Genomic DNA, 23159 nt, shown 5'->3' with positions numbered 1-23159 from the left:
TCTGTTTTGGTGGTGATATTTGGGCTTATTTTGTATCCACAAATCACCCGTATGACAGTTGTAAAACAAGTGGCTTACACCTTAACGCAATTATGCCGGGAATGGAAGTTCCCCGAAGCACAAGCCAGGCTTTTTCACGAAGACGCCGTAAACCTAGAACCGGATGGCCGCATTACCTCCGGCTTGCCAGCCATCATGGCCAAAGAGCGTATGTTTCTCGATAATATTGAAGAACGGCATCTGCTGGAAATATCCGACCCGATTGTGGCAGATGACTATTTCGCTGTGCAGTTGCTGATGGATGTAACCATCAGGGGAATAGGACGACGAACGAGAAATGAACTATGCGTATATCATCTGAAGGAAGATAAAATTATCCGTGAACAATTCTTCTATTAAAATTATTCATCACAAATTTTAAACTTAATTATTACCATTATGGAAGCAAGAATGGACATTTATAAACTGGTACCAGGCTCATTGAACGCCTTATTGGCACTGCAAACTTTTACTGATGGCATGGGCCTGGATAAAACTTTGTCTGAGCTGATTAAAATCAGGGCTTCTCAGATCAATGGCTGTGCCTTTTGTTTAAATATGCATACCAAAGATGCGCGTAAAATGGGAGAAACCGAACAACGCATCTACGCATTGAGCGCCTGGCATGAAGCACCTTATTTTACCGACAAGGAACGGGCAGCCCTGGCACTTACAGAAGCCGTTACCCTGGTAAGCTCCACCCACGTACCGGACGATGTATACAACGCAGCCCTGGCGGTATTTACGCCCCAGGAAGTAGCACAGATCATCCTCGCCATTGTAATGATCAATGCCTGGAACAGGGTAGCCGTTACTGCCCGGACGCAACCGTTGGGATAATGCAGCGGAATTTGTCTTTGTACAGGATTATACTGATTAAACTGATTTTGTTTTTTGATTATAAGAACTAGAAATCAGTATAATCCTGTACAAAGACAAAAACAGCAAGAAATCGCAGTTATCGCAAACGGGCGTTGCGTAACTTTGTGTATGGCTTTGCAAAAAATATGGATACCCATTCACGAGCCGCAGCACTTTTCTTTTGATGAGTGCCTGCGGTTCCTGGGAAGATCAGAAAAAGAATGTTTGCATTATATACGGAATGGCAAAGTGCGACGAATGCTGTTGTCGGAAGGAACACCGGTGGTAGTGGAAATAGGCCCCGCGCCGCAACGGGAATATCTCGAAGTAACAGTATTGGCGCCAGTGGAGGAAGAAGTAGCTGAGGAACCAATTAAACAGTTTATTACCCATTGGTTGCACCTGGATGCCAGTTTGCAACCTTTCTATGATTACACGGAAACCGATCCGCTGTTAAAAGGCCTGGCGCAGGAGTATCATGGCCTGCGACTGATAGGCATGCCTGATTTATTTGAAGCCATCACCTGGCCAATTATCGGCCAGCAAATTAACCTGGCTTTTGCATATACACTCCGTCAACGGTTTATTACCCATTTCGGGTATCATGCCCAGGTGAATGATACCGACTATTATTTGTACCCACACCCGGCTGTTGTTGCCTCCCTGGACCCGGAAGTATTAGCGCCGATGCAGTTTTCCCGTAGCAAAGCAAAATACCTGGTGGAAACAGCCCGGCAAATGGCCGGCGGGGATCTCAGCGAAGCCGTTTTAGATAAGTTGAGTTATGAAGCGGCATTAGAAAGACTGGTATCCATCAAAGGTATTGGTAACTGGTCGGCCAACTATGCGCTGATGAAATACCGGCGTTTTCCACAATCTGTACTATTGGAAGATGTTGGTTTACAGAATGCGATAAAAAATAGATTAAATTTGGAAAGTAAACCTTCCATGACGGCACTAAAAGAGTACACCCGGCCATGGAAGGAGCATGCGGCGTATGCCACTTTTTATTTGTGGAGGTCCTTATTACCCCAATAGACTAATAGCATGGAAGAAGGAATATATCATTTACGTATAGACACCCCCGTTGGCCCGCTGCTGATTAGCGGCACTACTAAACATATCAATGCCGTATCTTTTACGGACGAACCTCCGGTCGATTTTCCGCAGGCCCCCGCTTTGCTGCTGGATTGTGCACAGCAACTCTACGAGTACTTCGCCGGCGAGCGTAAAGTATTTGATTTACCGCTTTCGCAGGAAGGCACCGATTTTCAGCAATCGGTATGGCAGCAATTGTTAGCCATTCCCTTCGGGCAAACCATTTCTTATCAACAACTGGCCCGCCGTATACACAACCCGAAAAGTATCCGGGCAGTGGGTACTACCAATGGCAAAAACCGGTTGGCTATTATTGTACCTTGTCACCGCGTAATTGGCGCCAATGGTACGCTCACCGGGTATGCCGGTGGTATCTGGCGCAAACGCTGGCTGATTGAGCATGAGCGAATGGACCTGTTTACCGGGTTGCTATGAATGAGCGCAAAGCTAAAAGCAGAAAGCTAAAAGCTATAGCAGCGAATGCGCAAAGCATATTAATATCCGCGCTGGTCAATCGCTACAATAGCTTTTAGCTTTCTGCTTTTAGCTTTCCGCTCCCCATGCATCTGATATCCTCAAAATTTACAAAACTGCATCTGTTTTGGCATTGATAATTGTCTCAATTTTGATCCTGAATTACAACCGATCACTTATCAACGTCGCGTAAACATGGATTTGAAATTGCAGGATGATCTGAAGCATACAGATCAGCTTTTACAGTTAACCAAAGATTTCAGCAGCAAATTTTTGTCTTCTATCGATAAGCTGGCCACCGATAAACAGGTGCCCATCCATCATCGTTTATCCTTGCCTGATACCGGCCTGGGTGGCGCTGCGACGTTGGAAATGTTCCGGCAACAATATGGGAACAGCATCACTGCCGCAGCAGGACCCCGCTACTGGGGCTTTGTTACGGGCGGAGTGACACCGGCCTCCCTGATGGGCGATTGGCTGACTGCTGCCATGGATTTGAATTCATCAGACAAAAGTTCCGCCGCTTTCTACGTGGAAACGGAAACCATCGCTTTACTAAAAGAATTATTTGGGTTACCTGAAGTATTCCTGGGCTGCTTTACGACAGGTGCTACCATGTCGAATTTTACCGGCTTAGCGGTAGGACGGCAATGGCTGGGACAACAGCTGGGTATAGACGTTGCCGCAGAGGGCCTGGGAGCATTGGGTACTATCAAAGTATTGTCCGGAACGCCTCATTCCAGCATCAGCAAAGCCATGTCTATGCTGGGAATGGGCCGGAATAACCTGGTTCGTATAGCCGTTCCCGAAATCCGGGAAAGTGTGGACATCGCCGCTTTGGAAACCTATCTGCAGGAAAACAAAGGCCCCTTTATTTACGTGGCCAATGCCGGTACGGTGAATACGGTTGACTTTGACGACATCGCCGCACTGGTGAAGCTGCGGGATAAATATAATTTCTGGCTGCATGTAGATGCTGCTTTCGGTGGATTTGCCGCCTGCAGCGATCAGTGGAAACATTTGCTGAATGGTTGGGAGCAGGCAGACAGCATCACCATCGACGCACATAAATGGTTGAATGTACCTTATGATGCTGCCATGATTTTTTGCCGGCATCCGCAGTTGCAATCAGTGGTATTTCAGAATGCCGGCGCTGCTTATCTCGGCGATCCGGCCGCGCAGTTTAATTTCATCAATTATGTACCGGAAAATTCGCGCCGGCAGCGCGCCCTGCCCGCCTGGTTTACCCTGATGGCCTATGGTAAAGAAGGCTATCGTTCGCTGGTGGAGAATAATATTACACTCGCCAAACAACTGGGCAGCCTGCTGGAAGAAGACGCGAAATTTGTGTTGTTATCGCCGGTAAGACTCTGCGTAGTTTGCTTTACCCTGAACGTAGCCGCAGCAGATGAAGCGGAAGCGGTAAAAGAATACCTGGATCTCCTGAATGCCTCTGGCATAGTATGTATGACCGCTACATTTTACGATGGACGCCAGGCCATCCGCGCTGCGTTGGTGAATTGGAGAACCAGTGAAAAAGATGTTACCCTCGTGTATAATACCATGAGTGTGCTGGCAGAAAAAATAGTGAATAAATATACTTATGCGTAAATCAAGGACAAATGCTTACATCGCGCTTGCCATTGTAAGTATTTTTTGGGGCACCACCTACCTGGCTTCCAGCGTGGGGGTGAGGCATATGCACGGCGTGATGCTGGCAGGCATAAGACAGGCGACAGCCGGATTTTTACTAACCGGATTCTTTTTATTGCGTGGATATAAGTTGCCCGGGAAAATGGTATTGTCGAAGTTGTTTATTATCGGTACCCTCATGCTTTGTGGGGGCAATGGGTTACTCACCTGGGCAATGAAGTTTATTCCCAGCGGACTGGGCGCCATCATTGCGGCCACCATTCCCATTTGGATTACCATTGCCAGCTATTTCCTGGTACAGCGTACCCGGCTTAGCTTACAATTGATCATTGGAATGATCCTCGGCTTCGGGGGCGTAGCAGGCATCTTCTATAATTACCTGTCGAGTTTGATGAACCCGGATTTCCAGTTTGGTATCCTCATCGCCTTTGTTTCTTGTATCTTTTGGGCATTGGGATCTGTGTTGACGGCCAAATGGGCACTGGGCGTGAACTACTTGTATGGAGCCGGTTTCCAGATGTTTTTCAGCGGTGTTATAATGCTGCTGGTAGGTACCTTTTTCCTCGGACAACATATTGAGGTAAGCACTTTTACCACGGAATTGTGGGAAAGTATCATATACCTGGTGTTGGTAGGATCCGTATTTTCCTATTCCGCCTACGTGTTTGCATTGAATAATCTGCCACCTGCGCAGGTATCCATTTATGCCTACATCAACCCGGTGGTAGCGGTGTTGCTGGGATGGCTGTTGTTACATGAACAACTTACCTGGTTAACCGGTATTTGTTCACTCGTCACCATCGGCGGAGTATACCTGGTGAATAATGCCATCAATAAGAATAAGAAAAGTCTTGCTACGACTGCAAAATAGTAATAGTTATATTTTAAGGTAGAAGTTAATAGTCAGATGTTCACCCCGGTGTTTACCGGACAGGGCATCTTTTCTTTTGTTAGGGAAATGCGTTAAATTGAGGAGGCATTCAATAAAATATTTTTATGGAAGTTATTCAGGCAACGGAATTACACCTCAACGAAGTGGCGGTTTTGTTTGATGCTTACCGCAGTTACTATGACCAGGCCCCCGATTTCAAAGGTGCACTTGCTTTTATTACAGATAGAATCACTAAAAAAGACAGCGAAATATTTGTAGTACTGGAGGGAGATGAAATTGTAGGGTTCACGCAATTATATCCCATCTTTACTTCCATCGGTATGAAGCGGGGCTGGCTGCTGAACGATTTGTATGTACTGGATGAACACCGCGGGAAGGGTGCAGGTAAAGCCCTGATAGCTGCTGCGGCAGCACATGGCAAAAAAACAGATGCCGCCTGGTTGATGTTACAAACCTATATCGCCAATACAACTGCACAGGCACTTTATGAAAAAGAAGGGTTCATAAAGGATACGAATTCTTTCTATTATTATAAGTCGCTTTAAAGAAATTACGAATTACGAATTACGGATTTGTGGGTAGATGGTAAACGCGAATAATAGCATTCGCTTAAATCTACCCACAAATCCGTAATCCGTAATTCGTAATTCGTAATTTCACTCAATGGATATGAACAAAAACCCCTGGACCATTCAATCCAGGGAAACGAAATATGATAACAACTGGATCAGCATATGGCATCATGATGTACTGAATCCTGCCGGCGGCCCCGGTATTTACGGCGTGGTACATTTTAAGAACCTGGCGATAGGTGTGGTGGCGCTGGATGACGAGATGAATATTTACCTGGTAGGGCAGTACCGGTTCCCTCTACAGCGATTTAGCTGGGAAATCCCGGAAGGGGGTGGACCTCATGGAGAAGACCCGCTGGATGGCGCCAAAAGGGAATTGCTGGAAGAAACGGGCCTGGTAGCAGCGCATTGGGAAGTAATAACCCGTATAGATCTTTCTAATTCGGTATCTGATGAAGAAGGGGTGGTATTTTTGGCCAGAGGGCTGGAACAACGGGAAGCTGAACCGGAAGAAACGGAGCAGTTATATATAAAAAAAGTGCCTTTTGAAGAGGCTTACCGGATGGTGCAGGACTTCGAAATCACGGATTCCTTGTCGGTAGCGGCCATACAAAAAGTGAAGCTCATGAGCTATGAGGGCTTATTAAATAAATAAACCCGTTACCTTTGCAGCACATGGAAAGGAAATTTAACGCTTTCAGAGGTGAAAGAAGAGATGGCCACGGTGGCCCTAAAAAATATGCAACACAGCGGCCCAAGCAATCATCTATGATTATTGGCCGGCAACCTATGCTGGAAGCTTTGAGCTCCGGCAGGTCCATAGAGCGCATTTATATGCTGCGCACGGCAACAGGCGACAATATCCCACAAATAAGGGAACTGGCGCAAACCCACAATATCCCGGTGAATTATGTACCGGTAGAAAAGCTGAATGCCCTTACGCAGGCTAACCACCAGGGTGTGGTAGGGATTGCAGGGAATGTTACCTACCTGGATTTGCAGGATGTTATTTCTCACGTTATTGACCAGGGAGAAACACCGCTGTTCCTGATCCTGGATGGTATTACCGATGTGCGTAATATTGGCGCCATTGCCCGTAGTGCGGTATGTTGTGGGGCACAAGCCATCATCATCCCGGATAAAGGCATTGCTGCATTGAATGAAGAAGCCATTAAATCTTCTGCCGGTGCCCTGGAAAAAATTCTTGTTTGCCGCGTAAATAGCCTGAATAAAGCCATTGATACCCTGCATCTCAACGGTATTAAAGTGATGGCGAGTGAAATGGAAACCGAGATCAAACTGTACGACTGCGATCTGAAAGAGCCGGTAGCGGTGATCATGGGATCGGAAGACAAGGGCGTATATCCCGCACTGATCAAGGCTTCTGATGTACTGTTCCGCATACCTATGGCCGGTAACTTCGAATCATTTAACGTATCAGTAGCAGCAGGCATTATTCTTTATGAAGCACTGAAACAGAGAACTGTAAATATATAGCGGATTTTGTCCTGGGACAGGATTAAACTGATTTTACTGATTTTTACTTTTTGATTTTGAAAGAAAAAAATAGGAATCAGTAAAATCAGTTTAATCCTGTCCCAGGACAAGCTGCGCGCAAATGGTTTGTTATGCTAAAATTAATTGAATGCCCGCGTGATGCGATGCAGGGATGGCACCGGATGATCAGCACAGATGAGAAGGTGGAGTACCTGAACGCTTTATTAAAAGTTGGTTTTGATACGATTGATTTTGGAAGTTTTGTATCTCCCAAAGCCATTCCTCAAATGGCGGATACAAAAGACGTATTACCCCGGCTGCAGCTATCCGGCAGTGATAGTAAGCTGCTGGCCATTGTAGCCAATTTGCGGGGAGCAGAAGAAGCAGTGGTATTCGATGAAATCAAATACCTGGGCTTTCCCTTCTCCATATCGGAAACTTTTCAGTTAAGAAATACTAATAAAACCATCGCGGAATCTATTGAGCAGGTACATTCCATGCAGGAGCTCTGTATCAAAAACAGGAAAGAACTGGTGGTATACATTTCCATGGGATTCGGAAACCCTTATGGCGACCCGTACAGCCCTGAAATTGTATTGCAATGGGTAGCGGAAATGGTGAAGATGGAAATCGGCATTATTTCCCTCGCCGATACCGTAGGGGTAGCGGATCCTGCTACTATTACCGGGTTGTTTAAACACCTGATCCCGGCCTATCCAGCGGTGGAGTTCGGGGCACATTTTCACGCAGCGCCCTATAACTGGGAAGAAAAGGTACAGGCGGCCTATGCAGAAGGTTGTAAACGTTTCGATAGTTCTCTCAAAGGCATTGGCGGTTGCCCGATGGCCAAAGATGAACTGGTGGGCAACCTGGCTACGGAAAACCTGATGGAATTTTGTTTTCAGCACAAAGAACCGCTGCACCTGAATCTGGCAGCCCTCAGCAAGGCACAGCAACTGGCTGATGCCGTTTTTAAAGATTAACAGTCATACATGCAATTTCATTTGAATTTTCCGGTAGTACCGCTTTCTACTGATATACAATATCAGCAGGAATTGTTGCTGATGGGTTCCTGTTTTGCAGAAGAAATAGGAGAAAAGCTGCAGGAACACCGGTTTAATACCCTGATCAATCCACACGGTATTTTATATAACCCGCTTAGCATCACCAACGCCCTCACCAGCTATCTCGACGGCAAAGTATATACCACCGCTGATTTATTTCAACATAACGATACCTGGCATAGCTGGGACCACCACAGCCGTTTTTCAGGTCTTACGCCGGAAGCTACGCTGGAAAGTATTAACCGTATGCAGGCCGCCGCGGTGCAGTCGATCGAAAACGCTGACTGGCTCATTTTAACGCTCGGCTCCGCACATGCTTACGTGTTGAAAGAAAACAGCCGGATGGTAGGTAACTGCCATAAAGTACCAGCAGGCAATTTCTATAAGCGCCTGTTAACCGTAGATGAAGTGGTGACCGCGCTGGACAACGTTATGCACCGCCTGTTTTTCCGTAACAAAAAAATTAATATACTCTTTACCGTTAGCCCGGTAAGATATATCCGTGATGGTGTGGTGGAAAACAATCTGAGCAAAGCCGTACTGCTCCAGGCAGTACATCATCTTGTTAATAAATTTAACCGCCTCTTTTATTTTCCGGCATATGAGCTGGTGATAGATGACTTACGCGATTATCGTTTTTATAAAGAAGACCTGGTACATCCCAACGAGCTGGCCATCAACTACGTATGGGAACGGGTAGTGAAGGCTTGCATCAGTGAAGACAGCCAGGCATTACTGCATCAGGTTGCAGATATTAACCGGGCTGCTGCTCACCGGCCTTTTAACCGGGAAAGCAGCCAGCATCAGCAGTTTATGCGTACTTACACCGCAAGAATCAATGCTTTGATGGAAGCACATCCGGCGCTGAAACTGGATGATTTACTGGAAAAATTTCGTTGAGTATAAAGTATAAAGCTATTGTTGCGAATGAACATTGCGATTATTAATACGCTTTGATCATTCGCAACAATAGCTTTCCGCTTTCAGCTTTCTGCTCCTTACAGCGGAATACCTCTTTTATCTTTCAAATAAATCAGTCCTACTACAAAGCAGATAACCGCAATACCAATCGGATAAATCAATCCGGCCAGGTGGTTGTTGGTATTGGTTACCAAAATGGTGGAGATGGTAGGTAATAATCCCCCGAATACGCCATTCCCGATGTGGTAGGGCAGCGACATCGATGTATACCGGATACGGGTAGGAAACAGTTCTACCAGGAAAGCCGCGATAGGCGCGTATACCATGGTAACAAAAAGTACCTGTATGAAGATGAGCAATACCAGGCAGGCCACATTAAAATTACTCACGGTGAGTTCTTTTTTATCGCCGGTTTCTTTGAGGGTACTGCCGTCGGAATAGCTGTGAACGCGGGTGGTTTTGGTGATCATTTCACCTGCATCATTTTTGGCGGTATTGCTTTCAATTTTAAAGAGTTCGGTTTGCTCCGTTTTCAGCTTCACATTGCCGATGTTGTCCATGGCGTGGTAAATAGGGTAGTAGGCCAATGCGGCTACCAGCATGCCGGTGAGCATGATTTTTTTACGCCCTATGCGGTCAGACAGTGAGCCGAAGTAAATGAAAAACGGTGTACCTAACAGCAGTGCAATGGCAATGATCACATTGGATTGTACAAATTCAATGTTCATTGTTTTTTGTAAGAAGGACAAGGCATAGAACTGACCGGTGTACCAAACCACGCCCTGACCCATGGCGGCGCCAAATAAGGCGATGGCGACCAGTTTCAGGTTTTCTTTGTTGGCAAAGCTCTCCTTGATAGGATTGCTGGAGGTTTTACCCTCTTTTTTCATTTGTGCAAACAAAGGAGATTCGTGCAGGCGTATCCGTATGTAATACGACATGATCACCAGTAATACCGACAGTAAGAAAGGAATACGCCAGCCATAGTTGTTGAAATCGTCCGGCGACATCAGCATGCGGGTTACCAGGATCACGCCCAGGGATACAAAAAGTCCGAGGGTAGCGGTTGTTTGAATGAAGCTGGTGTAATAACCCCGGCGATTATCCGGGGAGTGTTCTGCCACGTAAGTGGCTGCACCGCCATATTCTCCACCCAGGGCCAGTCCTTGCGCCAGGCGGAGCAGAAGCACCAGTATGGGCGCCAGTATACCGATGGTATGGTAACTGGGAATAAGGCCAATAGCGAAAGTAGAGCCACCCATAATGAGGAGGGTAAGCAGGAAGGTATATTTACGGCCTACCATGTCTCCGAGGCGTCCGAATACAATGGCGCCGAAGGGACGTACAATAAATCCCACCGCAAAAGTAGCCAGTGTGGCGATATACGCCAGTTGTGGGTTGCTGGGAGGAAAGAACTTTTCGGCAATGATAGCAGATAAACTGCCAAAGATGTAGAAATCGTACCATTCAATGAGTGTGCCTGCTGACGAGGCCATGATCACCTGCCAGATGTTTTGCGTGGGGAGCGAGTTTTTCATACGTGTTAATTGTAGCTGCCAGCCTTTAGCTATTAGCTTTTAGTCTTACTTTTTTGTTATTAGCTTTTGGATGATAGACTTTTAGAGATGTCTTTTGTATTAAAGGGGAATAAGATAATGAATATTTATGTCGGGAACAAATGTTGGATTAAAAAACTCCGGTGTTGCCCCATCTTTAATGTCGATAATCCCTTATCTTTAATTAAGGGCCAATTATTCACTATGAACCAGGGACTATCCGTTTACATCAGCAAGGTAATATGTTTATGTCTGTTAGCTACTGCCCTTGGCCACTATACCGTGGAGGCCCAGCAAACTATCAGTAACAGACCGAAAATAGGCGTAACGCTTAGTGGCGGTGGCGCCCGTGGTCTGGCGCACATCGGTATCCTGGAAGCCATTGACAGCGCAGGACTCCGCGTAGACCTGCTCACCGGTACCAGTATGGGCAGCATTGTTGGTGGTCTTTATGCAATGGGCTACTCCGGCAAACAAATTGAAGTGGCCGCCCGCAAACTCAACTGGAATAGTTTATTTACCAACCAGCCCGTATTGAATGATATTTCTTACGAAGAAAAAAGAGAATACGCCAAGTATATCATAGAAATTCCTTTTGAATACGGTAAGCCCAAACTGGCTTCCGGCGTTATTTCCGGGGAAGCCTTATGGCTGGAGTTGGCCCGGCTTTGCTGGCCGGTAAAAGATGTAAAGAAGTTCGAAGACTTCAACATTCCTTTTAAATGTATTGCCACCGATGTAGCCACCGGTGAAATTGTAACGCTGGACAGTGGAGAAGTTGTCACCAGTCTCCGTGCCAGTATGGCCATCCCGTCAATTTTTACGGCCGTTAAAATCGGCGATCGTAAATTGGTAGATGGGGGCGTGGTGCGCAACTTCCCGGTGATCACCGCCAAAGATATGGGCGCCGATATTGTGATCGGCTCCAATGTAAGCGGCGGTTTACGCAAAGCAGACCAGTTGTTGACTCCTTTTGATATCCTTTACCAGCTTGGGTTTTATAAAGATGCAGATGACTTCAAAAAGGCGATCAAAAAATGTGATATCTATATTCCCATGAATAAGGAGCTCGAAGATTATTCAGCTGCCAGTTTCGGAAGTGTAGACTCAATTATTGAAGCCGGCCGGCGAAAGGGACACGAGCTGTATCCTGTTTTTAAACACCTGGCAGATTCACTGAATGCCTTGTATCCCCAGGCCCCCTTTGTAGCAGAGCGTTTGCCTTTCTCCGCAGATATAGAGTTGAGCAGTATTCATGTAAGCGGCCTGGTACATTCTGATCAGAAATTTTTTCTGCAACGGTTACACCTCAAGCCCAATGGTTGTTATACATCTGCACAATTAAGAAATGCGATTTTGAACGTATACGGTACCCGCTTTTATAAATTGATTACCTATAACCTGGTGCCGGAAGGTTATGGTAAGAGCCGCATGGATATTACCGTAGAAGAGAATCCGCTTACCTATGTGAAGGTAGCGTTGAACTATAATACCTTAACTGGCGCCAATGCTATCGTGAACCTGACGCAACGGAATTTCATTGTGCCTAACTCCCGTTCTTTTGTTACGGTGGCCATCAGTGAAAACCCGCGGCTGGAAGCCGAATACTTCAAGTACCTGGGGCGCAGCCGTAATTTTGGATTTGGGTTAAGTACCTATTACGAAAATAATGGACTCACCTTTTATGACGATGAGTTTGCGCGGCTACAGCCTTATCGTAGCAAGTATGCCAATGCCAATATGGATATGCAGTATACTATTAACCGGGATATGTCTATTGGTGCCGGAACGCGTTGGGAGTACATCAAATTTAAACCGCAGTTCTCCCAGTTCACAGATGTGCGTGGCAGCACCAACCAGCTGAATACTTATCTCTCTTTTGGTATTAATTCCCTGAATCAGAAAATATATCCTACCAAAGGCTTGCAGCTGGATTTTGAGGCAGGGTATATCTACAATCAGCATTCCGGCATCAAACTGAGCTCTGGTGGCCAGGAGCTGGGACTCGACAGCCTTGGTATCCGTTTTGATGACTACCAGCGGTTTATCCTGAACATGAAGTATTATATTCCGATGGGGCGTAAGTCGACCCTGGAGCTGGATGGCAACATTGGCTATAACCTGAATTATAAGGAATCTGTTATCAACGGCTATATAGTAGGTGGTATGAACAACGTAATACGTAACCAGGTACCTTTTGTTGGCTTATACGAAGGAGAGGTGATTACGCCGAAAATAGGCGCCGTGCAGGTAGCATGGCAATATGAGTTTATCCGCAATTTATATGCTATACCAAGAGTGGGTGCGGCTGTATATGATGGGGAGTTGACGGGAGGAAACCGGTATAAATATCTGAGCGGTTACGGACTGGGAGCCGGCTATAGCAGCCGGTTAGGGCCGATTGAAGCCACGCTGATGTACAGCGATCAGGCGGGTAAGCTGAAGTTTTATGTAAATATGGGATTCAATTTTTGAGCTTTTAGCTGTTAGCGTTTAGCTATTAGCAAATGCAGCGAAGACCAACATATTATCATCTTCGCTGCATTTGCTAATAGCTAAACGCTAACAGCTAAAAGCTGGTTCAGTGCATTCTGTCTCCGCGCACTTCAATATTTTCGAGGATGTCTGCTTCCATTTTCAACCATTCCTGCCAGCGGGTTCTTACTTTTTCTTCCGGGAAATATTCGTTGGAGAGATCGATAAAGAGCCGGTAGTGCCCCGCTTCCGAGATCATGAATTTGCGGTAGAACTCTCTCATGTATTCATCTTCCAAACCTTCACTTAACAAACGAAAACGTTCGCAGCTGCGTGCTTCGATAAGTGCAAATATTAAGAGGGCGTCGAGGAAGCTGTCGTCTGCATGGCCGCCTTTTACGCGACGCTCCATCAGGGCGTTGACATAGTCATCTTTCCGTTGCCGGCCCAGTGACAAGCCACGTTTCTTCATTTCTGCCAGTACCTGCCGGAAATGGCCCCATTCTTCCGTAACAATAGGCGCCAGTTCCTCTACCATCCGGGTTCTTTCCGGGTTGCGCTGGATCAGGGAAATAGCAGAAGAGGCAGCTTTTTGCTCACAGTAGGCATGATCCGTAAGAATGTCCTGCAGTGAAATTGCCGCCAGATTTACCCATCGTGGGTCAGTAGGTAGTTTTAGTCCGAGTATTGATACTTTGCTCATTTGAAATAACCGTTAGCTGATCGCTTTTTTGCGAAGATAACGGCAAAGTTTAAATTGTGCATTGCTAAAAACAGTTCTATGCGTAAGGATGACGCCTCTTTTTTAATACCATGGCTGGATGAACGCCGTGCGCAGCAGTCGTTTCGTGAGTTGCGCCTGCCTGCGGGCAAAGTGGATTTTTGTTCCAATGATTACCTGGGACTGACTCAAAATGCCGCTGTTCGCGCTGATATTCACCGGCTGATGGAAGAACGGCATCCGGCGCATGGCAGCACCGGATCGCGTTTGCTGGCAGGGAACTATGAGTGGGTGATGTCTGTAGAGAAAGACCTGGCTGATTTTCACCAGGCCCCCGCCGGACTGCTGTATAATTCCGGCTATGATGCCAATCTCGGTGTGTTTTCCTGCGTGGGCCGGAAAGGGGATACGATTATTTACGATCAGTTGATACATGCTTCCATCCGCGATGGCGTGAGGTTATCGGCTGCGCAGTCGTTTTCTTTTTTGCATAATGATGTAGCAGACCTGGAGAAAAAGATTAAAAATGCCACCGGGAATATATTTGTAGCCGTAGAATCCGTATACTCCATGGATGGCGATATGGCGCCGCTCACAGCCATGGCCGCACTTTGCAGTCAATATGGCGCCCACCTGGTGGTAGATGAAGCCCATGCCACCGGCGTGATCGGCGACAGGGGAGAGGGGCTGGTGCAGCAACTGCAATTAACCGGTGCCTGCTTTGCCCGCATACATACTTTCGGAAAGGCCGTTGGTTGTCATGGCGCCGTGGTACTGGGTTCGCAGACCTTACGCGACTACCTGATTAACTTCTCCCGGTCATTCATCTATACAACAGCACTTCCGCCCGCCGCACTGGCGGCCATAGAAGCCGGCTATGCTGCTTTCCCTTATATGCAGGCCGAAAGGACGCAATTACAACAACTGATTCGTCAATTTCAGGCAGGACTGCCAAACATGGAACTGCTACCCAGTAGCACGCCTATACAGGCGGTCCTGATCCGGGGTAATGAACGTACCCGCCAGATAGCAGCCTCCCTGCAGCAGGCAGGGCTGGATGTGCGTCCTATCCTGCATCCTACGGTTCCCAAAGGCGCTGAACGACTGCGGATTGTACTGCATAGTTTTAATACCGTTGCAGATGTAAATCAGCTGATAAAAGTATTGTCGGCATAGGCGGTTATGAATCAAATTTGATGTATTTTACATATTACATCCGATTTGTAATATGAGACTCATTCCCGCAATTGTTACCGCCGCTGTCACATTATCACTTACTTATGCTTTCAGTCACAAACTGGGACAAATACCACCGCTGGGCAAGCTGTTAAGTCCACAGACAGGCTTCTGGCAAAATGCCGAACCTATTGGTGAATTCCCCCGTGAACAACTGGTATTACCGGGCCTCACCGGCAAAACAGAAGTATGGTACGATGACCGCATGGTGCCGCATATATTCGCGGAAAATGAAGCCGACGCGTACTATGTACAAGGATATGTAACTGCCCGCGACCGTCTCTGGCAAATGGAACTGCAAACCATGGCCGCCGCCGGCCGCTTATCCGAGATACTCGGCCCCAAACTGATCCAGTATGATCGCCGGCAACGGCGTTTGGGCATGGTATACGGCGCAGAAGGCACCGTGAAAGAGATGATGGCCGACCCGGCCACCAAAACGGCTGTTACCAGCTATGCAGCAGGCATTAACGCCTACATCGCCACGCTCACACCTGCTACCTATCCCGTAGAATATAAAATCCTGGACTATAAACCAGAACAGTGGGATGTGATCAAATCCGCCCTGCTGCTGAAATACATGGCACATGACCTGTCGGGCTTCTGTAATGATCTTGAGTTCACCAATGCCCGCCGCCTCTTTTCCATGGAGGATTTCAACCTCCTATACCCGGATTTTCATGATGCCACCGATCCCATCATCCCTAAAGGCACTGCATATGCTAAAGCCTCCGCCAAAGCCACCGCGCCGCCCGACAGCATACAAGCCGCCGATGCTGCCTTCATGAAATTTAAAATGGATAAGCCGGATCCGGCCAATGGCAGTAACAACTGGGCCGTAGCAGGCAGCAAAACACGCTCGGGCGCCCCCATCCTCTGCAGCGATCCCCACCTGGGATTATCATTACCCTCGCTCTGGTACGAAGTGCAAATACATACCCCCGATATGAACGTTTACGGCGCCTCGCTACCCGGCGCTCCCGGCGTCATCATCGGTTTCAATGACCACATCGCCTGGGGCGTCACCAACGGCGAAGAAGACGTGAAAGACTACTACCGTATGCAGTTCCGCAACGGTGTCAGCGAATACCTCTATAACGGCAGCTATCGCAAAGCCGACCTGCGCGTGGAAGATATCAAAGTAAGAGGCGGCGCCACCATACACGATACCGTTGCATACACCGTATTCGGCCCCGTGATCTTTGATAATACCTTCCCCGACAAAACGGCCCGCGAAACCTTCCTCGCCATGCGCTGGAAAGCCCTGGATCCATCCAACGAACTCGCCACCTTCAACAAGCTCAATAAAGCCCGTAATTACGACGATTATGTGGCCGCCATTGCTACGTATACCTGTCCGGCCCAGAACTTTGTATTCGCCGATAAAGCCGGCGATATCGCCATCTGGCATAACGGCCAATACCCACTGCGCTGGAAAGATCAGGGTAAATGGATCATGCCCGGCGCCGACAGCAGCTACGCCTGGCAGGGATTTATTCCACATGAAGAATTACCGCATATCAAGAATCCGGCCCGTGGCTTCGTGAGCTCCGCCAATCAACGCGCTACCGATAGCACCTATCCGTACGCATTATACGGAGAGTATGACCTGTATCGCGGTGCACGTATCAACGAACGGCTCGCAGCCATGAATGCCATCACCACCCTGGATATGCAGCACCTGCAAAATGATGATAAAAACCTGTTCGCCGCCGCAGCACTGCCCATGATCAGGCAACATATCGACAGCACCTCGCTCACTGCACAAGAGCAACCCTACTGGCAACTGCTCTCCTCCTGGGATTGCATGGCCACACCCGACAGCAAAGCCGCTACCATCTTCAATGCATTCTGGAGCCGCCTGGAAGATACCATCTGGCAGGATGAACTGAGGCCTAAAGACACCACTATTCTCGCATATCCGCAATCTATCACCACGCTGCAACTGCTGCTACATGATACCGCTTTCCATTTCATCGATAACATCAACACGCCGGAAAAGGAAACGTTGTCGCAGCTGATGCACGGCGCTTTCGTGGCCATCGTAAAAGACATGGCAGAACTGAATAAAGCCGGCAAACTGGAACTTGGTAAAGCCCGCGGCACCGATATCAATCACCTCTCCCGCGGTATCCCCGCCTTTAGTGCGCAACATCTCAACACCGGCGGTGGTCAACATATCGTAAACGCTACCAAGCAGACCCATGGCCCTTCCTGGCGCATGATCGTACAGCTCTCCGATAAAACAGAGGCCTTCGGCATCTATCCCGGCGGCCAAAGCGGAAATCCAGGTAGTCCGTTTTATGATAACAGTGTAAATGACTGGGCATCGGGCAAGTATTATCAGCTGCGTATTTTTAATCCTGCAGAAAAAGATGACGCTGTAATCCGCTACAAGGTGGTGTTTACAGGGAAATGATAAAAATAATTTCAACAAAATTTGGTAGGAATTGAATAATTCCTATCTTTGCACTCCGTTAAACAAACGGGGTTAACGATTCCCTAGCTCAGTTGGTAGAGCAATACACTTTTAATGTATGGGTCTTGGGTTCGAGTCCCAAGGGGATCACTGGAAATTTTCAAAGCCTGCGCGATGCGCGGGCTTTGTTGTTTTAGGCTATTTGTTAGTCTATCAAAGTGCGAAATTGCGATTCGTGGTTACTTAGTTTTAAGTGCGAAAATGTTGCAGTAAATTAGTATCTTTTGATCATAGAATTTACTAATTATTGTTTACTATAAATATATACACGCTATGATATCATGTAACTGAACAGCTGTAAAATAGAAATTATCCCTCAATTATTCCTCAATATATACCCCATGATTACGAAACACCAATACCTGGACAGGTATCCTATTTCCCCTGAAAGTACTTCATTAATACTTGGGACAATTCATCCGCATGACGTCGGAAACTTTCAAATTCCTTTTTTCTACGGCAACAGGAATAGTATCTGGAATTTGCTCAGTGATGCGTTTCCAGACTCATTGCAAAAGCCGATTACATTAAGCGGTGTGATATCTTTCTTAAACGATAGAAAGATTGCCGTGACTGATACTGTCAGACAATGCCGCCGGGTAAATCCAACTGCTTTAGATCAGGACCTTATTCCAGAGATATTGCATCATGAAATCAGAGTGCAGATTGCACAGTCAAAAATTGACCGTATTCTTTGTACCAGCTCATTTGGAAAAAATAACGCGTTCAGGTTGTTTTATTCTGATATTCTTGGCCAGAAAATAACACCTGCTGTGCGAAGGAATAGGGAAGTGCTTTTGAGCCCATCGATATTTGGCAGGCCTGTGCTATTAAAAGCCTTGTATTCCCCTTCAGGTTCATCTAACGTTTCCTTGTCGAGGCATCCACTTTATCTGAACAACAGGAATAAATATGTAGGGTCGGCCAGGCCTGTATATGATTTTAAAGTGGACTACTATCGTCAACAATTTTCAATGTAAAAAATCATTAAAAGTGAAGACAACTGATACATCAAAAGCAGCCCCAAAAGTAACAATTGTTTTGGACAATAGCGATCACGCAAAAGAATTTGATTATGCGAATCTTGTGCATCAGATTGAGTTTGAGTCCATAATCAAATTCATAAGTCAGGCCTTGGAATTGGCGGAGAAGGATATGGGGAGCGGTGCTAATCATAAGCATAATACTATAACGCTGTTGGGATCCAGAGGTAGTGGTAAGACATCCTTCCTGCTTAGTATTGCAAATTGGATTAAGGATAACGACAAAAAAAAGGATAAAGGCATAGGCATCGACCTTTCATCTATTCAAGTTTTAGATATAATTGATCCCACACAATCTGTGTTTCTGTGAATCTGGTCTTTTTCATGATAGTAGTTCAGTTTAAATTTAGCGATTTTTTCTAAGTTTAAACTGTCACCATAATAGGGGTACTTACAATTACATTGGATGCATTTGGGAAAATACACTATGAAAAATAAATATCTAATTGATATGAAAAAAATGCTAATTGCCATCTTTTTTTTTACTCAACTTTTTATTGGAGGATATGGCTCAAAAGCTAAAACCTATTGGGCAAATAATGAAGCCAATTTTGAAGACATTGATATGTTTTCATTAAAGGGTGAAAAGATGTTAGGAACTAAGCCCCCTTATCCTTATATAAAGATAACCGTGAATGGTGGTAACCAAAGAAAGATCAGCTATTTTGTTAATAAGGATTTTAATGTTGAAAGAGAGTACAGAAAGATAGATAATTATTGGACCACAAACTATATTGAACTGGGAGATACCTCCAAAGAAAGAGTTTTTGAGTATATACTCCCAGACAGAATAATAACTCTTAGCTATTTAAGAAATGTCCACAATCAAGATTTGTATTTAAGAGAGGTTTCTGTTTTGAAGAAATGGGATGAAACAGTGTATTTAATTCAACGTGATTTGAAAATGGCACCAGGTATTCGAGTTCCTGATCTTGTAATGCCGAATGTTTATATAACCCATAAGAAACAAATAAGAAAAAAAAATGGAGTATTAAGTATTTTTGAGCAGACATATGATAAGAATGGAAAAAATACTAGCAACAGTAAAACATGTTATGATATTGGCTCCTGTTCTTACTTTCAATGGCTTTATCTTAGCCTCAATAAAAAAACGGTTGTCTGTAATTGAATAATTTATATTGTCACTAGTTAAATTGCACCATGACTCATTCAGACGGAATATATTCTCCAGGGAAGACAACAAATATTCAGGCTTATAGAAGGGCCATCAAACAGAATTTGATGACGAGGAGAATTAAATCTATAAATATCTATATTTGCCTACCATTACTTCTGACTATAACGGTTGCATGTTAGGTTATCATTACGGTTAGCGGAAAACGCTTACGCTTACCCTTTCAGCATTTTAAGCAATTCATTACGATATACTTTGCCAACCGGTAGTTTCTTATCTCCCACAGACACTTCATTACCTTCAAAAAACTTTACCGCTTTCAGCGAGAGAATATATGATTTATGGATGCGCACAAAAGCAGCTGCCGGCAACTGCGCTTCGAACTGCGTAAGTGTTTGCTTGGACATAATGCGTGTTGGCCCGGTGTAAATGAAGATATAGTTGCCATAAGCTTCTACATAGGTAATGTCATCCAAAAATACTTTGACTAGTTTTTTATCTGATTTCACAATCAGGAAGTTGTCTTTCTCCGGCGTTGTTTGCGTAGGTTGATTTTGGTGAAGTACTTTTTCTGCGGCCTGTACAAACCGTGGAAATGAAAATGGTTTGAGCAGGTAGTCGGCTACCGCCAGCTCGAATCCTTCCAGTGCAAATTCCGGGTAGGCAGAGGTGATAATAATAGCCGGGTATTTTTTTAAGGTACGAAGCATATCCAGCCCGCTCAGCCTTGGCATCCTGATATCCAGGATGACGATATCAACAGGCTGGCGGTTAATAAACTGCATGGCCTCAAATGCATCACTGCATTCGCCTTTTAGTACCAGGTATGGTATCTGCGAGATGTAGTTACGCAGGATATCCCGGGCAATGGGTTCATCGTCAACGATGAGGCAATTCAGGGTCATGTCAGGTCAATTATTAGTTTGGTTTCAAAACTATCCTGGTTTTTAGAGATGGACAGCTCGTGTTGTCCGGGATAAATTAAGGCGAGCCGCTGTTGCACATTCCCCAAACCCAGGCCACCTTTACGTTTAGCCGATGGCGTAGGGACCACCTCCGGATTAACGGAGTTGGTAACGTTTAAATGCAGCTTGCTGCCTGTTACCGAAAGCACCACATTAATATAAGCAGTTTTTCCTTTTGCAGCGGAAAAATGCTTGAAGGCATTTTCGATGAATACGATCATCAGCAGGGGAGCAATGTATTGTGCGGTGGTATCGCCGTCTACCTGGAACTGAATATCCGATTGATGACTGAGCCTTATTTTTTCCAGGTCAATATAGTTCGCGATATAGTCAATTTCCTTTTGCAACGCCACGTAATGCTGCCCCGTATCATATAGTGAGTAACGCATCAGATCCGATAGTTTCAACATCAGTTCAGGTAATTTTTTTGATCCGGTAACGGATAAACCGTACAGGTTATTAAGTGTATTAAAAAGAAAATGAGGGTTCAATTGCGCTTTTAAATGACGTAGTTCATTTTCCTTTTGTTCCTTGTCCCGGATCAGGTGGTCCAGTCCTGTTTTACTCAATGTGGCGATGATGGTAAAGGCTACCATCGAGAAAGCAAAGTGCTGGTCGCGCCAGTCTACCAGGTCGGTGATGTGAAATACTGCTGCAAAGAGGCTTCCTATGGCATTTAATAAGTAAGGGAAAAAACGGATAAGGATAAACAATTGCAACACATATAAGCCAATGCCGGCAACCCATTTGCGGCGCTTGAGTAAAGGTAATACCAACAGGTTTTGTGTATAGCAGGGGATGATCAACTCCAGTGTTTCCTGTAATACGAGGCAGAAGAGCGTCATACCACTCATGCGTTGAGGATATTCTTTCAGTAAGATGTACAGGAAAAATACGATTACCCAAAACGCCAGTTGCGTGTAAACCTTGTAGGGCCATGTAAAAAAGCGAGTCCAGTCGAACGGTTTCATGGCTCAAATAAACCAAGGTTGGGGATCATTGCCAAATTTTGGTGACAAACGTATGTTATCTGGTGATGAACGTCCCGCAAAAGGGATATCACCCTCTATATGGTGTTCATCATCCATTCGGCGAAGGTGATCATTTCTATTTTTTAATCTTTTGTGTTCGGGATACTTTTGGTATAACCTTTTAAAGTTATGAAAATCACTTATACGCTTCTGCTCATTTCCCTGTTTATCAGCAACGTTGCTGTTGCCCGGCAGGATACTGTTATCGCCGCCTTAACGCGTGATATCCCTGTTTGGATGGCGCAAAACCATGTTCCCTGCACGGGTGTTGGCCTGATTGAGCATGGACGGATCAAATGGCTGAAGGTATTCGGTCATTTACAGGGCGATCATCCTGCTCCTGCAAACACCCTGTTCAATATCGCTTCGCAAACGAAGCCGGTTACCGCTATGCTAACGATGAAGTTGATACAGGCTGGGTTGTGGAACCTGGACGAACCGCTTTCTCATTATTGGATAGATCCGGATATCGCAGATAACCCTTATCTCAATAAAATTACCACCCGCATCGTGCTGAGCCATCAAACGGGCTTCCCGAACTGGCGTACAGACAACGGCGGTACCCGGCTACGTTTCAACTTTGAGCCCGGAACTAAATTCAGTTACTCCGGGGAGGGATTTGAATACCTGCGTCGCGCGCTGGAAAGCAAGTTTCATCAACCATTAAACGTAATAATGGAAACGTATCTGTTTAAGCCACTGGGGATGGATCATACGCAATACTGGAGCACAACGCTTGATACCAGCCGTTTTGCGATGTGGCATAACGGCCGGGGGAACCGCTATGACGTTTCCATACAAACGCCGGTTAATGCGGCGGACGACTTAATCACAACGGTGGAGGATTACTGCCGGTTCGGCATTGCTACCATGAAAGGATTGGGCTTACCGGACAGCTTTTTCGCAGACGTGACCAGTCCGCAGGTGAAAATAAAAGAGCACTACTACCGGGGCCTGGGCTGGGGCCTGGTGACCGGGCTTCCGGATGGGGAATATGCATTGGAACATGGCGGCTCCGACGTGGGGGTACGTACCATGGCTGTTTTCCTGCCAAAGTCTGAAAGTGGTATTGTGATAATGACCAATGCCGACAACGGCATGTTTGTTACCGACCAGGTGATAAAACACGCATTGGCCTGCGGTGCGCAGCTATTGGAAACGATGAACAAAGGCGCCGTTAGCCACGAGAAAATCACCATAGCAGATGAGTTGATCAAAAGCTATGTGGGTACTTATGTACAAAGCAATGGGAAGTTGCTGAAGGTGGAGCAGGAAGGTAATGCGATCAAAGTATCCGGCGATGGAGCGCCAACCGCTGTACTATATCCTGAATCAACACATAAATTCTTCCTCGAAGGATACGATGTGCAAATCGAATTTCCGGACACGCATTCGCTGATCATCTATGAGGGTGGTAAACAGGTCATGAAGATTAACCGTCAATAAT

General features: G+C 46.0%; 22 protein-coding genes and 1 tRNA gene. 19 read left to right on the top strand and 4 right to left on the bottom strand.

Translation table 11 applies throughout. From position 1 onward, the window contains the following. The first annotated feature begins 51 nt into the window (after positions 1–51). From AC5ZC7_RS20035 to AC5ZC7_RS19985, 11 genes are all read left to right on the top strand, one after another. The gene (locus tag AC5ZC7_RS20035; protein ID WP_496157118.1) at positions 52–399 is read left to right on the top strand and encodes a SnoaL-like domain-containing protein; all 348 of its coding nucleotides are present in this window, start codon (positions 52–54) and stop codon (positions 397–399) included. A 39-nt stretch (positions 400–438) separates the two neighbouring features. Then, on the top strand, positions 439–879 hold the full coding sequence (locus AC5ZC7_RS20030; protein ID WP_496157119.1) for a carboxymuconolactone decarboxylase family protein: 441 nt from the start codon (positions 439–441) through the stop codon (positions 877–879). 150 nt (positions 880–1029) lie between these two features. Then, positions 1030–1938 carry a DNA glycosylase gene (locus tag AC5ZC7_RS20025; protein ID WP_496157120.1) on the top strand — a complete coding sequence of 303 codons (909 nt, stop codon included), beginning with the start codon at positions 1030–1032 and terminating at the stop codon, positions 1936–1938. Positions 1939–1947: 9 nt separating this feature from the next. After that, positions 1948–2433 carry a methylated-DNA--[protein]-cysteine S-methyltransferase gene (locus AC5ZC7_RS20020; protein WP_496157121.1) on the top strand — a complete coding sequence of 162 codons (486 nt, stop codon included), beginning with the start codon at positions 1948–1950 and terminating at the stop codon, positions 2431–2433. Between the two features lie 234 nt (positions 2434–2667). Beyond that, positions 2668–4083: a pyridoxal-dependent decarboxylase gene (locus AC5ZC7_RS20015; RefSeq protein WP_496157122.1), complete on the top strand. Its 1416-nt coding sequence runs from the start codon at positions 2668–2670 to the stop codon at positions 4081–4083. After that, positions 4076–4996 (top strand): EamA family transporter, encoded by a 921-nt coding sequence (locus AC5ZC7_RS20010; RefSeq protein WP_496157123.1) that lies wholly within the window; start codon positions 4076–4078, stop codon positions 4994–4996. Before AC5ZC7_RS20015 ends, AC5ZC7_RS20010 begins: the two co-directional genes overlap by 8 nt. Positions 4997–5121: 125 nt before the next feature. Beyond that, complete coding sequence (locus tag AC5ZC7_RS20005) at positions 5122–5562, top strand: GNAT family N-acetyltransferase (protein WP_496157124.1); 441 nt, start codon at positions 5122–5124, stop codon at positions 5560–5562. Positions 5563–5680: 118 nt separating this feature from the next. Next, the gene (locus AC5ZC7_RS20000) at positions 5681–6244 is read left to right on the top strand and encodes an NUDIX domain-containing protein (RefSeq protein WP_496157125.1); all 564 of its coding nucleotides are present in this window, start codon (positions 5681–5683) and stop codon (positions 6242–6244) included. Between the two features lie 20 nt (positions 6245–6264). Next, positions 6265–7086: a 23S rRNA (guanosine(2251)-2'-O)-methyltransferase RlmB gene (rlmB, locus tag AC5ZC7_RS19995; RefSeq protein WP_496157126.1), complete on the top strand. Its 822-nt coding sequence runs from the start codon at positions 6265–6267 to the stop codon at positions 7084–7086. A 131-nt stretch (positions 7087–7217) separates the two neighbouring features. Next, positions 7218–8069, top strand: coding sequence for a hydroxymethylglutaryl-CoA lyase-like TIM-barrel protein (locus AC5ZC7_RS19990; RefSeq protein ID WP_496157127.1), 852 nt, complete (start codon positions 7218–7220; stop codon positions 8067–8069). Between the two features lie 9 nt (positions 8070–8078). Then, positions 8079–9050, top strand: coding sequence for a GSCFA domain-containing protein (locus tag AC5ZC7_RS19985; protein WP_496157128.1), 972 nt, complete (start codon positions 8079–8081; stop codon positions 9048–9050). Between the two features lie 98 nt (positions 9051–9148). Here the strand turns inward: AC5ZC7_RS19985 and AC5ZC7_RS19980 are convergent, their stop codons facing one another. Beyond that, on the bottom strand, positions 9149–10609 hold the full coding sequence (locus tag AC5ZC7_RS19980; RefSeq protein WP_496157129.1) for an MFS transporter: 1461 nt from the start codon (positions 10607–10609) through the stop codon (positions 9149–9151). Between the two features lie 222 nt (positions 10610–10831). Here AC5ZC7_RS19980 and AC5ZC7_RS19975 point away from each other — a divergent pair, with 222 nt between their 5' ends. Further along, positions 10832–13102 carry a patatin-like phospholipase family protein gene (locus tag AC5ZC7_RS19975; RefSeq protein ID WP_496157130.1) on the top strand — a complete coding sequence of 757 codons (2271 nt, stop codon included), beginning with the start codon at positions 10832–10834 and terminating at the stop codon, positions 13100–13102. 106 nt (positions 13103–13208) lie between these two features. Here the strand turns inward: AC5ZC7_RS19975 and AC5ZC7_RS19970 are convergent, their stop codons facing one another. Beyond that, positions 13209–13805 (bottom strand): tRNA isopentenyl-2-thiomethyl-A-37 hydroxylase MiaE, encoded by a 597-nt coding sequence (locus AC5ZC7_RS19970; RefSeq protein WP_496157131.1) that lies wholly within the window; start codon positions 13803–13805, stop codon positions 13209–13211. A 78-nt stretch (positions 13806–13883) separates the two neighbouring features. On the opposite strand from AC5ZC7_RS19970, the gene AC5ZC7_RS19965 reads away from it, so the two are divergent. The 6 genes from AC5ZC7_RS19965 (at position 13884) to AC5ZC7_RS19940 (ending at position 19710) form a co-directional block, all read left to right on the top strand. Beyond that, a complete protein-coding gene (locus AC5ZC7_RS19965; RefSeq protein WP_496157132.1) occupies positions 13884–14999 on the top strand; it encodes an aminotransferase class I/II-fold pyridoxal phosphate-dependent enzyme in 1116 nt (371 codons plus the stop codon). Between the two features lie 52 nt (positions 15000–15051). Next, complete coding sequence (locus AC5ZC7_RS19960; protein WP_496157133.1) at positions 15052–17478, top strand: penicillin acylase family protein; 2427 nt, start codon at positions 15052–15054, stop codon at positions 17476–17478. Positions 17479–17555: 77 nt separating this feature from the next. Then, positions 17556–17628 (top strand) — tRNA-Lys (locus AC5ZC7_RS19955). A gap of 251 nt (positions 17629–17879) precedes the next feature. Then, on the top strand, positions 17880–18518 hold the full coding sequence (locus AC5ZC7_RS19950; protein WP_496157134.1) for a uracil-DNA glycosylase family protein: 639 nt from the start codon (positions 17880–17882) through the stop codon (positions 18516–18518). A gap of 13 nt (positions 18519–18531) precedes the next feature. Continuing rightward, entirely contained in the window at positions 18532–18891 is a 360-nt protein-coding gene (locus AC5ZC7_RS19945) for a hypothetical protein (protein ID WP_496157135.1), read from the top strand. A gap of 141 nt (positions 18892–19032) precedes the next feature. Then, the gene (locus AC5ZC7_RS19940; RefSeq protein ID WP_496157136.1) at positions 19033–19710 is read left to right on the top strand and encodes a hypothetical protein; all 678 of its coding nucleotides are present in this window, start codon (positions 19033–19035) and stop codon (positions 19708–19710) included. Positions 19711–19931: 221 nt separating this feature from the next. On the opposite strand, the gene AC5ZC7_RS19935 is transcribed toward AC5ZC7_RS19940, so the two are convergent. Further along, positions 19932–20621 (bottom strand): response regulator, encoded by a 690-nt coding sequence (locus tag AC5ZC7_RS19935; RefSeq protein WP_496157137.1) that lies wholly within the window; start codon positions 20619–20621, stop codon positions 19932–19934. Continuing rightward, positions 20618–21652: a histidine kinase gene (locus tag AC5ZC7_RS19930; RefSeq protein WP_496157138.1), complete on the bottom strand. Its 1035-nt coding sequence runs from the start codon at positions 21650–21652 to the stop codon at positions 20618–20620. The genes AC5ZC7_RS19935 and AC5ZC7_RS19930 overlap by 4 nt, the downstream gene beginning before the upstream one ends. A gap of 189 nt (positions 21653–21841) precedes the next feature. Between AC5ZC7_RS19930 and AC5ZC7_RS19925 the strand changes: the two genes are divergently transcribed. Continuing rightward, positions 21842–23158 (top strand): serine hydrolase, encoded by a 1317-nt coding sequence (locus AC5ZC7_RS19925; RefSeq protein WP_496157139.1) that lies wholly within the window; start codon positions 21842–21844, stop codon positions 23156–23158. The last annotated feature ends 1 nt before the right edge of the window (position 23159 follow it).

This window comes from Chitinophaga sp. 9-1-y (assembly GCF_059511905.2).
This window is presented reverse-complemented; position numbering and strand designations above follow the sequence as displayed.

Excerpts from the sequence above, each read along its gene's own strand:
- AC5ZC7_RS20005 (WP_496157124.1), top strand. The coding sequence starts at position 5,122 with ATGGAAGTTATTCAGGCAACGGAATTACACCTCAACGAAGTGGCGGTT.
- AC5ZC7_RS19930 (WP_496157138.1), bottom strand. The coding sequence starts at position 21,652 with ATGAAACCGTTCGACTGGACTCGCTTTTTTACATGGCCCTACAAGGTT.
- AC5ZC7_RS19935 (WP_496157137.1), bottom strand. The coding sequence starts at position 20,621 with ATGACCCTGAATTGCCTCATCGTTGACGATGAACCCATTGCCCGGGAT.
- AC5ZC7_RS19950 (WP_496157134.1), top strand. The coding sequence starts at position 17,880 with ATGATTACGAAACACCAATACCTGGACAGGTATCCTATTTCCCCTGAA.
- AC5ZC7_RS20010 (WP_496157123.1), top strand. The coding sequence starts at position 4,076 with ATGCGTAAATCAAGGACAAATGCTTACATCGCGCTTGCCATTGTAAGT.
- AC5ZC7_RS20025 (WP_496157120.1), top strand. The coding sequence starts at position 1,030 with ATGGCTTTGCAAAAAATATGGATACCCATTCACGAGCCGCAGCACTTT.
- rlmB (WP_496157126.1), top strand. The coding sequence starts at position 6,265 with ATGGAAAGGAAATTTAACGCTTTCAGAGGTGAAAGAAGAGATGGCCAC.
- AC5ZC7_RS19985 (WP_496157128.1), top strand. The coding sequence starts at position 8,079 with ATGCAATTTCATTTGAATTTTCCGGTAGTACCGCTTTCTACTGATATA.
- AC5ZC7_RS19990 (WP_496157127.1), top strand. The coding sequence starts at position 7,218 with ATGCTAAAATTAATTGAATGCCCGCGTGATGCGATGCAGGGATGGCAC.
- AC5ZC7_RS19970 (WP_496157131.1), bottom strand. The coding sequence starts at position 13,805 with ATGAGCAAAGTATCAATACTCGGACTAAAACTACCTACTGACCCACGA.
- AC5ZC7_RS20035 (WP_496157118.1), top strand. The coding sequence starts at position 52 with ATGACAGTTGTAAAACAAGTGGCTTACACCTTAACGCAATTATGCCGG.
- AC5ZC7_RS20000 (WP_496157125.1), top strand. The coding sequence starts at position 5,681 with ATGGATATGAACAAAAACCCCTGGACCATTCAATCCAGGGAAACGAAA.
- AC5ZC7_RS19960 (WP_496157133.1), top strand. The coding sequence starts at position 15,052 with ATGAGACTCATTCCCGCAATTGTTACCGCCGCTGTCACATTATCACTT.
- AC5ZC7_RS19975 (WP_496157130.1), top strand. The coding sequence starts at position 10,832 with ATGAACCAGGGACTATCCGTTTACATCAGCAAGGTAATATGTTTATGT.
- AC5ZC7_RS20020 (WP_496157121.1), top strand. The coding sequence starts at position 1,948 with ATGGAAGAAGGAATATATCATTTACGTATAGACACCCCCGTTGGCCCG.
- AC5ZC7_RS19965 (WP_496157132.1), top strand. The coding sequence starts at position 13,884 with ATGCGTAAGGATGACGCCTCTTTTTTAATACCATGGCTGGATGAACGC.
- AC5ZC7_RS19925 (WP_496157139.1), top strand. The coding sequence starts at position 21,842 with ATGAAAATCACTTATACGCTTCTGCTCATTTCCCTGTTTATCAGCAAC.
- AC5ZC7_RS19940 (WP_496157136.1), top strand. The coding sequence starts at position 19,033 with ATGAAAAAAATGCTAATTGCCATCTTTTTTTTTACTCAACTTTTTATT.
- AC5ZC7_RS20015 (WP_496157122.1), top strand. The coding sequence starts at position 2,668 with ATGGATTTGAAATTGCAGGATGATCTGAAGCATACAGATCAGCTTTTA.
- AC5ZC7_RS20030 (WP_496157119.1), top strand. The coding sequence starts at position 439 with ATGGAAGCAAGAATGGACATTTATAAACTGGTACCAGGCTCATTGAAC.
- AC5ZC7_RS19980 (WP_496157129.1), bottom strand. The coding sequence starts at position 10,609 with ATGAAAAACTCGCTCCCCACGCAAAACATCTGGCAGGTGATCATGGCC.